Consider the following 2,493-nt stretch of genomic DNA (forward strand, 5'->3'; position numbering starts at 1 on the left):
CCGACCCGGCGCGGGACGCGACGCCCGCCGACCCGGCGCGGGACGCGACGTCCGCCGACGCGCCGCCGGACGCGGTCGTCCGGACGCGGCGGCTCGGGGCGGCGGGGCTGGCCGGGATCGGGACGTCGCTGGCGTGCTTCCTGGTCACGGCGCTGCTCGGGCCGTCGGTGTTCCAGCCCGCGCTGCCCGGCCCGCGGTGGCAGCCGCCGTTCTCGCTGACCGCGCATCCGTCGCCGTACCTGGCGATCGGGCTGGTCGCGGCCGGGACGGCTCTCGGGGCGGGGGGCCTGCTCGCGTGCTTCCTGGCCGTCCGGCGCGGATGGCGTGTCCGCGCGTTGCCGCTGGTGGCGGTCGGGATGCTCGTCGCCGCGGCGTTCGCGTTCATGCCGCCGACCGGGTCGGCCGACCACCTGAACTACGCGTCCTACGGGCGGATGGCGGTCACCGGGCACGACCCGTACGCGACGTCCGCCGCGGACGTGCCGCAGGACCCGGTCATCGGCGCGGCCGAGGAGTGGCGACGGACGCCGTCGGTGTACGGGCCGGTCGCGACCGCCGGACAGGCGTTCGCGTCCCGGGTCGGCGGGGACTCGGTGCGGCTGACGGTGTTCGTCCTGTCGCTGGAGAACCTGGTGGCGTTCGGCCTGACCGGGCTGATCCTCTACCGGACGGCCCGCGACCGCGCCGGGCGGCTGCGTTCGGCGCTCATGTGGACGTGCAACCCGCTGATCCTGTTCCACCTGGTGGGGGGCGGGCACAACGACGTCCTCGCGACGCCGCCCATGGTCGCCGGGCTCGTCCTGTGCACGCGGGCGGCCGGAGGGCCGTGGCGGGCGTTCCTCGGCGGCGCGCTGGTCGGGTTCGGCACGGCGATCAAGCTGCCCGCCGCGCTCGTCGGCGGCGGACCCGCCTGGACGCTGCTGCGCCGCCTCCGGACGGACAGGTCGGCGCGGTGGAGCCTCGCGGCGCTGGTCGGCGGGTCCGCGGCGACGGTGCTCCTCGCGTACGCGCTCGCCGGGCCGCACTCGCTGGACCAGGTCGACCGCGCCAGCCGCATGATCTCGCTGGCGACGCCCTGGCACCTGGTGGCCGTGCTGAACCCGCCCGCCCTGCGGACGATCGTCAAGGTCGGCTGGGTGGTGCTCGGGGCGGTCCTCGTGTGGGCGCTCGCGCGCGTCCTGCCGAGGCCGGACGGCCTGGAGCGGCAGCACGCCGAGGCCAGGACGGTCGCGGCGGCGCTGGTGCTGGCCTGGCTGCTCGCCGCGCCCTACGAACTGCCCTGGTACGACGCGTTCGGATGGGCCGTCCTCGCGCTGCTGCCGTGGTCGAGGTTCGACCTGATGCTGCTCGCGCACACCACGGCCCTGTCGTTCGCCTACCTGCCCGCGCGCGGCCCGCGGCCCGCCGGCCTCCCGGACGACCTGCACTGGCTGATCAGCGTCGTCCGGTCGGGGGTCATCCCTGTGCTGCTGATGGCTTTGCTGGTGTGGGCGCTGTGGACGGGCCTGCGCCGGACCCCTCCGCGTCGTCCAGCTCGGTGGCCCGCACCGCCGCCGCGACGAACAGCGGGACCGTCAGCACCAGCGCCACCATCAGGATGATCACGCCCGAGTCGTTCACCAGCGTGCCGATCACGCCGACGGTGAGGGCGCAGACCAGCGCCGGACGCATCGTCTCGGCGCGGGCGAGCGTCCGGGTGAGCATCGAGGTGCGGGGGTAGCGGTCCGGACGGGCGAGCACCAGGAACAGGCCCACGACCACGGCCGCCATCACGACCGTCACCGGCCAGGACGCCAGGCTGCCGAGCATCGAGTCGAACTTGCGCGAGACGACCGTCCCGGCGCCGCCGCCGACCAGGTCGTTCCAGAACTTGCCCATGTGCGTCGGGTGCGCGCTGCGCGAGTTCAGGTAGGACAGCAGCAGGACGGCCGCGCCGCCCGCCACGCAGAACAGGCCGAGCTTGACCACCGAGACGCGCCGTCCGGTCAGCATCAGGCCGAGCAGCGCGAACGTCGGGACCAGCGCGAGCACGCCGCCGAAGTCCGCGCCCCACATGGGCGCGCCGTCCAGCGCGATCGCGGCGAGCCCGACGACCGCGACGACCAGCACGGCCGCCCAGCGGCGTCCGGCGCGCAGCGGGTACTCGGCGAGCCAGGCCGCCGTCAGCACCGCGGCGGACGCGAACAGCGAGAACGCCTGGTTGCCGAAGCCGTAGAAGCGTCCGGCGACGACGGCCGTGTAGCCGAGGAAGGAGTTCATCTGCAGGTTGGAGCCGGTCATGACGTCCAGGCCGAGCAGGGCGGCGGTGAGGCCCGCGACGACCAGGCCGGGCGCGGTCACCGACCGCCGCCAGGGGCCGCCGAGCGCGACCGCGGCCATCGCCGCCGCGATCACCGCGACGGCGCCGATCAGCACGGGCGCGGTGTGCGGCGCCCGCCACCAGGGGACGAGCCCCGCGAGGAAGGCGGCGCCCGGCACCGCGCCGCCGAACAG

General features: G+C 75.7%; 1 pseudogene. It reads right to left on the bottom strand.

The annotated features are described in order from the left end of the window. Positions 1 to 1,455: 1,455 nt before the first annotated feature. Positions 1,456 to 2,493 (bottom strand): annotated as a pseudogene (locus DZF91_RS41895) (hypothetical protein); the annotation flags it as partial.

The sequence above is a fragment of the Actinomadura logoneensis genome (assembly GCF_003428695.1).
Taxonomy (GTDB): domain Bacteria; phylum Actinomycetota; class Actinomycetes; order Streptosporangiales; family Streptosporangiaceae; genus Spirillospora; species Spirillospora logoneensis.